This is a genomic window from Streptomyces sp. NPDC050743, from assembly GCF_044456925.1.
Lineage (GTDB): Bacteria > Actinomycetota > Actinomycetes > Streptomycetales > Streptomycetaceae > Streptomyces.
In genome coordinates this window covers 1,369-9,357 of the sequence record NZ_JBITGJ010000179.1, presented here as the reverse complement: position 1 = coordinate 9,357, position 7,989 = coordinate 1,369, and the positions used below count along the sequence as shown (strand labels likewise).

The 7,989-nt window shown below is 66.9% G+C and carries 7 protein-coding genes; 5 read left to right on the top strand and 2 right to left on the bottom strand.

Going from position 1 to position 7,989, the window contains the following annotated elements; translation table 11 throughout:
• Nucleotides 1-248 precede the first annotated feature (248 nt).
• Nucleotides 249-2,702 carry a SpoIIE family protein phosphatase gene (locus ACIBJF_RS49875; protein WP_399184528.1) on the bottom strand — a complete coding sequence of 818 codons (2,454 nt, stop codon included), beginning with the start codon at nucleotides 2,700-2,702 and terminating at the stop codon, nucleotides 249-251.
• A 446-nt stretch (nucleotides 2,703-3,148) separates the two neighbouring features.
• Between ACIBJF_RS49875 and ACIBJF_RS49870 the strand changes: the two genes are divergently transcribed.
• Nucleotides 3,149-3,844 carry a hypothetical protein gene (locus tag ACIBJF_RS49870; RefSeq protein WP_399184527.1) on the top strand — a complete coding sequence of 232 codons (696 nt, stop codon included), beginning with the start codon at nucleotides 3,149-3,151 and terminating at the stop codon, nucleotides 3,842-3,844.
• A gap of 36 nt (nucleotides 3,845-3,880) precedes the next feature.
• Nucleotides 3,881-4,678: a transposase gene (locus ACIBJF_RS49865; RefSeq protein ID WP_399184526.1), complete on the top strand. Its 798-nt coding sequence runs from the start codon at nucleotides 3,881-3,883 to the stop codon at nucleotides 4,676-4,678.
• On the opposite strand, the gene ACIBJF_RS49860 is transcribed toward ACIBJF_RS49865, so the two are convergent.
• Nucleotides 4,675-5,328, bottom strand: coding sequence for a TetR/AcrR family transcriptional regulator (locus ACIBJF_RS49860; RefSeq protein ID WP_399184525.1), 654 nt, complete (start codon nucleotides 5,326-5,328; stop codon nucleotides 4,675-4,677). The two genes, ACIBJF_RS49865 and ACIBJF_RS49860, sit on opposite strands and share 4 nt — an antisense overlap.
• A gap of 143 nt (nucleotides 5,329-5,471) precedes the next feature.
• On the opposite strand from ACIBJF_RS49860, the gene ACIBJF_RS49855 reads away from it, so the two are divergent.
• From ACIBJF_RS49855 to ACIBJF_RS49845, 3 genes are all read left to right on the top strand, one after another.
• Nucleotides 5,472-6,020 (top strand): carboxymuconolactone decarboxylase family protein, encoded by a 549-nt coding sequence (locus ACIBJF_RS49855; RefSeq protein ID WP_399184524.1) that lies wholly within the window; start codon nucleotides 5,472-5,474, stop codon nucleotides 6,018-6,020.
• 23 nt (nucleotides 6,021-6,043) lie between these two features.
• Nucleotides 6,044-7,003 (top strand): NADP-dependent oxidoreductase, encoded by a 960-nt coding sequence (locus tag ACIBJF_RS49850; protein ID WP_399184523.1) that lies wholly within the window; start codon nucleotides 6,044-6,046, stop codon nucleotides 7,001-7,003.
• 379 nt (nucleotides 7,004-7,382) lie between these two features.
• Nucleotides 7,383-7,847: a pyridoxamine 5'-phosphate oxidase family protein gene (locus ACIBJF_RS49845; RefSeq protein ID WP_399184522.1), complete on the top strand. Its 465-nt coding sequence runs from the start codon at nucleotides 7,383-7,385 to the stop codon at nucleotides 7,845-7,847.
• The last annotated feature ends 142 nt before the right edge of the window (nucleotides 7,848-7,989 follow it).

Sequence of the window (7,989 nt, the reverse complement as noted above, 5' to 3'; positions counted from 1 at the left end):
GCATCACCGCCGTGCGGGGTGGACGCCGGATCGCCCTGACGGCGATCCGGCTATCCCTGCCCTGCTCCGCAGGAGTCCGATTCCTCCCCGGCCCGGAGGCCGGGGCATCCTCGGAGGAACCCGGTGAAGGCGTTCTGAAGCGGTACGGGAGGTTGGTTCAACGGCACCAGCCCGGGGGTGGGATCTCCGCGGCGGCATTGGTGCGCTGGCGGTGGGGACCGAGAGGGAAGCCCTCATCGATCCCCGCTTTACAGGGTGGACGGGAGCTCTTGGTCGGCCCAGACGAGCTTGCCGCCCGTTGCGGAGCGGAAGCCCCACTTGCTGGACAACTGGGCAATCAGGAACAGTCCCCGGCCGTTTTCGTCGACGATGCGGGCGTGGCGCAGGCGCGGGTAACACTTTCCGCTGTCAAAGACTTCGCAGGTCAGGACTTGGTGCTTGATGAGCCGTAGCCGGATCGGGCCGGCGCCGTGGTGGATGGCGTTGGTGACCAGTTCGCTGATGATCAGCTCCGTGGTGGGCACGAGATGCTCCAGTCCCCATTCGCTGAGTTGATGGGCGGCCAGGTGCCGGGCGTCGCTGACGACGGCCGGCTCGGTTGGCAGGTCCCAGGAGGCAATGTCGGCCGGCTTGAGTGTGTGGATCCGGGCAAGGAGCAAGGCGACGTCGTCAGATGCTGCCTGAGTCGGCACGGTTTCCATCACTGAGGAGCACAAGTCTTCCAAGGACTGTTCGGGTTGTGCCAGGGCGGTGCCGAGGCGGTGCATGCCGACCTCGATGTCGTGGTCACGGGATTCGACCAGCCCGTCGGTGTAGAACGCGAGCAGGCTTCCTTCGGGCAGTTCCACCTCCACGGCGTCGAAGGGGACCAGCCCGAGGCCGAGGCCGAGTGGGGCTCCGGTGGGCAGGTCGGGGAAGGTGACCTGGCCTTGTGCGTCGACTATCGCGGGCGGGGGGTGCCCGGCCCGTGCCATCGTGCACTGTCGGGTGGCCGGGTCGTAGACGACGTACACACAGGTCGCGCCCATAATCGCGGGGATCTGATCCGGGGCGTCGTCATCTTCCCCGGTCAGCCGCTGGACGCTGTCATCGAGGTGGTTCAGCAGTTCGTCGGGGGGCAGGTCCAGGTCCGCGAGCGTGCGGACGGCGGTGCGGAGCCTGCCCATGGTCACCGCGGCGTTGATGCCGTGTCCGACCACATCACCGACGACGAGGGCCACCCGGGCACAAGGCAGCGGGATCACATCGAACCAGTCGCCTCCGACACCGGCGTCCGTGTCGGCCGGCAAGTAGCGCCCGGCCGCCTCGACGGCGACGCCGCCCCTCAAACGGTGCGGGAGCAGGTTGCGCTGGAGGGCGAGGGCCGTGCTGCGTTCGCGAGTGTACTGGCGGGCGTTGTCCAAGCACAGCGCGGCCCGGGTGACCAGCTCCTCAGCCAGGAGTAGGTCATCCTCCTGGAATGGCATCGGGTCCTCGGTGCGTGCGAACAACGCCACGCCCAACACGGAGTGCCGGGCACGGATGGGCACGATCATCAGGGAGTGCACCCCGTTCTCACGGATCTTTTGCGCCCGTGCCGGGTCGTGGTCGATCCATGTCCCAGGGGTGGTGTCCAGTACCGGTTCCAGGTGGGACCTTCCCGTGCACAGTGCGCTGGCGAGCGGCGAGTTTGGGGGGACGGAAATTGTCTCTCCTCGCGCAAACGTCGACTCTGGGATCCCTGGGTGGATCGAGGCCAAACCGGCACGTCGGAACACGCGGGGGCGACCGTACATTGTGTCGATTCGGGCAGAGGGCTCTTTGCCGAATGGAACCGACTCGTCTGCCAGGTCGACGGTGACGTAGTCGGCCAACAGGGGCACGGCGAGGCTGGCCAGTTCCTGTCCGGTCTGCATGACGTCCAGGGTGCTCCCGATGCGCGTGCTGGCCTGGCTGAGGACGGCAAGGCGCTCGCGCACCCGCTGGTTGCTGGTGACATCCACGGTCAAGGAGCACACCCCCAGTGCCTGGCCGTCCGCGTCCTGGAGGCAGAAGAACGAGGCCGCGAATGCGTGCTCCCGGCGCGGATCTTCCGGCGGCCATGCCCGGTACTCGTGGACCGCGGAAGTGCCGCTCGCCAGCACCTGCCGCATCACCGCTTCAAGGGCCTCGGCCTCGAAGCCGGGCAGTGAATCCTTCAGGCGGCGTCCGAACCTCCGGTCACGGGAAATGCCGTCATGCTCCATTGTGTCGTTTATCCAGGTACAGCGCAGCTGCGGGTCACGAATGGCGATGCCGACCGGCGCGCGGGCAAACAGCGACTCCCGCACCGATCCGTTCACCATTCCTGGGGAGAGCGCGCCTATGTCGGTCAGGGATACCAGCCAGCGGTGGGTTGCGTCCTGTCCCCGCAGCAGCGAGAGGCGCACGCGCAGGTTGAGCGTGTGGCCGTCGCGGTGGCGGACCGTCGCGGTGCCGGACCAGCCACCTTGGGCACGGCACTGCTCGGCGAACGCTGATACCCCCAGCGCCTCCTGGGATGACGGCAGCACGAGTGTGGCGGATCGGCCCACCACGTCCTCAGCGCAGTATCCGACAAGGTGCTGAGCGGATTGCGTCCACGCGACCACTGTCCCTTGCTCGTCGATCATCGCTATCGCTGCGTCGGATATCTCGCGGAGCCCCAGCGGCTCCAGGAGCGGGGTCTGGTCAGTGCTCATCATCGTGGTTCCCATCAGATGCCTCGCGACCCGACCGTATGCGCGCGTCTGCCCCCACGTGTGAACCATTCTCTGAGCAAAAGACCGGACCATTTCGGGCCGAATGGCCAGGCGGGCCCCGGGCGCCGCCTGTCGGATCGGTTGCACCGCGAAGCGCCACGTCGCATGTTCGGGACGCCACGCTCGGGAGTGGGTCAGCCTCGATTCTCGGTGCGGAAATTTGATTGAGGTCTGCTCTGCCCGGTTCAGCGTCGGGGAAGCGGAAGCGCGGGGTGCGGTCGTTCCGCCGTTCGATGGGCCGTCTCAGACCGTCGGCGGCTAAGCGCTGTCCCGTAATCGATCTTCGGGTGGCTCTCCCATAGGAGGGGCCTGATTCTGGACTCGCAGGTCACCAAGCTGTGGCCAGCGCTTAGCATGCCTTCGTGACGCGGCCCTGGACCATGCGCAAGATGACGGACGAGTTTGCCGAGCTGCTCGGGATGGTTCCTGTCAGTGTCGAGGGCGGCGACCTGACGTTCGCACGGGGAGAGCTCCACTCCACCCTCTCGATCTGGAAGGACCGCTTCGACCGGTCGGTCTTCGGCTGGACGGTTCATACCTACGACAGCGCCCTCCGAGACCGGATGGAAAGCTTCGGCGGAATGAGCATCCGGATCGACCACCCCGCGCCGTCCGGTGGAGGGAATCCAACCAACATCCCCCCTGCTGCCTGCTATCCCTGGCCGGCGGGCGGGACTCCACTGGCCCCGCAGGCTGCTGCCGCCGTCACCGGGTACGGGCCTGTGTCCTTGCACTTCGTCCGCGACCGCCACGACCTGGGCCTGCTCCTGCTGGCAGATGACCACGTGCACCGAGGCAGGGTCTGGTCCTTCGCGCCGACCAACACCGAGCCGGCACGGATTGCCAAGGCGATTCTGTTGGCCCGGCATTCAGGAGATCAGGACCTGGAACGGGCGGCTGTGGTCAAGCTGCGGGACCGAGGCGAGGAGCCGGTAGCTCCCTGGCCCGACTACCTCTTCCGACAGGCCGTCGCCGACTGGGCCAAGCAGTACTCAAAGGCCACTGGGATCGACCTCAGTGACTTGGCAAGGCTCAAGCGGAAGCGCCCTGAGTATCCCGCGGTCCCGGAACCTCACGGCTCCTGAGGTCGGCGCCTCCTGACACGGCGGGATGATCTCGATGTGGCTGGTGTGATCACGTCGTCTGAGCCGTGCTGGATAACCCCGTTTACGGGGCTGAGCCCGCAACACTTCAACAAGCTCGTTGCTGCGGTGCGCAGAGAAGGCGCCGACGCGGCACGGCGGGGAAGGCCGTGGAGTCTTCCGCTGGAGGGTCGCGTGCTTCTCGTGGCTGCGTATTGGCGCACCAACCTGACCATGCGCCAGCTGGCGTTACTCTTCGGGATCTCCAAGTCTGCGGCCGACCGCATCATCGCCCACATGGGACCTCTGCTTGCCTTGCAGCCGCGTCGGCGATTCAGTCCCACCACCGTGCTGATCGTCGACGGCACCTTGGTGCCCACTCGCGACCACACAGTGGCTGAGCAGTCGAAGAACTACCGTTACTCCACTAATCACCAGGTGGTCATCGACGCCGACACCCGCCTGGTCGTCGGGGTCGGCCGGCCGGTGCCAGGTAACCGCAACGACTGCATAGCGTGGGAGCTGTCAGGCGCGAAAGCCGCAGTCGGCGGCACCACAGTGATTGCTGACGGCGGCTACCGCGGCACCGGCCTGGTCATCCCGCACCGACGCCAAGGCGGGCAGCCTCGACTCCCAGCCTGGAAAGAAGAACACAACCGCTCACACCGGCAGGTTCGCGCTCGTGTCGAGCACGTCTTCGCCCACATGAAGTGCTGGAAGATCCTTCGCGACTGCCGCCTGAAAGGCGACGGCGTTCACCACGCCATGCTCGGCATCGCCCGTCTCTACAACCTCGCTGTCACCCAACCCAGACGATCATTGCGGGACAAGCCTTAGCGAACCTGCACTACGTCGACTTCGGGAGACCTTACGAAGGTCTGCACGTAATCGATCGCTGCCTGCAACGCGTCCTTGAGCGGGGTGATGTCCCGAGCGACCTGAGCGAGGAGGCTGCCGCCCTGGAATGCGGAAAGCAGCAGATTGGCCAGCTGCGCCGGATCCGCGTCAGTGCTGATGCGGCCGAGTCGCTGCATGTGCTGGAGCCCGTCGCGGAAGATGTCCCGCCACTGATCGAACGCACTCGCGAGCTCATCGTGAACGTCGAGGTCGGTCTTGATGATCTCGCTCGCGAGGGAGCCGAGGCTGCAGCCTTCCTGGTAGGCGCGCTCGTAGCCGACGTAGAAATCCGCCCACTCCCGGAACGCGTCGAGATCGTTGAAGGAGGCGAATCGCTCACTGCGATGGAATGCGAGGACGCGATCGGCCTGCCATGCGATGACTGCCAGGACGAGACTCTCCTTGGTCGGGAAGTAGTGGTTGAGCTGTGACCCGCTGACGCCGGCTGCGCGACGGAGCTGCTCGTTGTTCGTCGCGTGGACACCCTTCGTGTAGATGAGTTCCGCGGCATGCTCCAGGATCCGGGTACGCGTCGCCTGGCCCTTGTCCGTGAGCTTGCGAGGCACCCGAGCTCGTGTCGTGGCTTCCATACGTCGCACGATATCGCAAGGTGGGCTTGACAGCCCAGTCTTGGGCGGTGTTAGCTCTGAGGAGTGGGCTGCCCGGCCCAAAAAATGCTCAGTCTGACCTGGGCTCGTGGACTACTCGTACGCCTACCGGAGGTTGATTGGCTATGGCACGACTGAACGTTCCCTCTTCCGACGAGGTCCCCGCGGGAGCGCAAGGCATCCTCGACAACATCGGCGCACAGCTCGGCTTCGTCCCGAACATGTTCAAGACCATCGCGTCGAACCCGACCGTTCTCGATGCCGTCGTGACGCTGCAGAGCACCATGAGTCGCGTTCTGGACGCGAAGACGCGGCACACCATCGCGCTCGCGGTCTCGGAGGCCAACGGCTGCGCTTACTGCCTGGCGATTCACACGTATGTGTCGTCCGAACTCAGCGGAATGTCGAGCGACGACATCGACCTGGCTCGCGCCGGGAGCTCGGTCGACCCCAAGCGCGCCGCGGCCGCTCGCTTCGCTCAACGGGTGGTCGAGAGCCGCGGGCGAGTCAGCGACGCAGACCTCGCGGCTGTGCGCGGCGCCGGTTACACCGACCCGCAGATCTTGGCGATCGTCACGGTCGCAGTGCAGGCCCTGCTGACCAATTTCCTCAACAACGTCAACCAGACCGACATTGACATCCCCTCCGCCGGCTCGGCCGGTACGCCCGGTTGAGCGCCGAAACCCAGACTGAAGATATGGCGGCCGACCTGTACCTACCGTCGGCCGGACCGAGTGAAGGGATAACCATGAAGGCAAGCGGAGTGTCCGGACCCGACGCGGACGTCGTCCTCCTGGAGGTGCCTGAGCCGCCGGCTCCTGGTGCTGGTCAGCTTGTGCTGGAGGTGGAGGCGGCCGGTGTCGGCCCGTGGGATCGGTTGCTGAACGGTGGGGGCTGGGATGTGGGGCTGCGTCCGCCGGCGGCGCTGGGTGTGGAGGGCGTGGGCCGGGTTGTGGCTGTGGGTCCTGATGTCGAGGGCTTTGCTGTCGGTGACCGGGTGCTTGCGCATGAGGCCCCGTTGCCCGGTGGCAGTGGCTTCTGGGCTGAGCGGGTGCTGATCACTGCGGCCAGTGCTGCGATTTGCCCGGCGGGGCTGGATCCGGTGCAGGCGGGGGCGCTGCCGGTTGCCGGGCTAACGGCGCACCAGTCGCTGGAGGCACTGGGGCTGAGCCGGGGGGAGCGGCTTCTGATCACCAATGGTGGTGGGGCGACCGGTGTGCTGGCGTTGCAGATTGCTGCTGCTCGGGGGATCGAGGTGACGGTGACGGCGTCCGCTTCGGCTGCTGAGCGCCTGCGTGGTCTGGGTGCGTTGGCGGTCGTCGACTACCACGACTCGGATTGGGCGGGTCGGGTTCGTGGTGGGTTCGATGGTGTGCTGATCGCTGCTGGTGGTACGGCGCGGGCCGCGCTGTCGCTGGTGCGGGACGGTGGGCGTCTGGTGTCGCTGACCTCGGACGCGCCGGCGGGGGAGCGTGGTATCACCAGTACGAATCTCTACGTCCGGCCTGATGCCGCTCAGCTTGCCCATCTGGCGGAGGCGGTCGTGGAGGGAAAGCTGAAGCAGAACGTGGAAGCACTCCCGTTGCGCGAGGGGCCGGCCGCTTTCGCCCGGGTGTCCGCCGGGCAGGCCGGTGGCAAGAAGCTCGTGCTGACCTGAGCACGTCCACGACCGGCTGCCGTCCCGTCCTGACACCGACTCATGGCACCGGCCGTACCCACCAGCCGCGGGGCACATCAGGCGGGCGGGCCGGCTCACGGTGGCACCGTGGGGGAGGGGGCGCCGACCGCCGGTCGGGCTCCGGGCTCCGGGACACGGTCCCCGGAACGGCCGTCCGCGCGGATGTGATCACTGACCGGGGTGTCGGCGGACACGGGCGCCCAACGCGATCGGGGAGGGCGCGCAACAGCGCGGAGCGAGCGCCGGGGCTTCGGCGGACCAGGCCATCGGCCTGTTGTGGGGCGCACTCGAAAAGGGCTGCGTCGTGACGGCCCAGGAGGGTGGGGCACGCAGACGTGGCAGGAAAGGTTGAGGAGCGATGGGAATAATCACTGAGGACATGCGGCAGATCGTCACCAGCGCCAAGCTGGCGTTCGTTGCGACGGTCTGCGAGGACGGCTCTCCGAACCTCTCGCCGAAGGGGTCCGTGCGCGTCTACGACGACGATCACCTGGTATTCATGAACATGGCCTCGCCCAACACGGTGGAGAACCTGCGGCGCAATCCGCGGGTTGAGGTCAACGTGATCGACTTCCTGCTCCGGCGGGGGTACCGCTTCAAGGGAACGGCCGAGATCCGCGGGGAAGGCGACCCGGTGTACGACTGGTCCCGCCAGTGGGTGCTGAACACCCACGGCGATCCCATCTACCCGTGCCACGAGGCCGTACTGATCAGGGTGGACCGGGCGCTGCGGGTGGACTCTCCCGCGTACACGTTCGGGCACGCGAACGAGGACGACCTGAAGCATGAGTGGGCCGCCAACTACGGTGTGTCATACCTTTGATGACACATCGGGACGTCTGTTACGCAGGGCCGGGCGCCCCCCCTGGGGGGGGGGCCCCCCCCCCCCCCCGGGCCAGGGGTCGCCGAGGGGGGACGGGGGGGGAGGGGGGCCGGGGGACCACCCCCACCACTTTGTGGGGGTT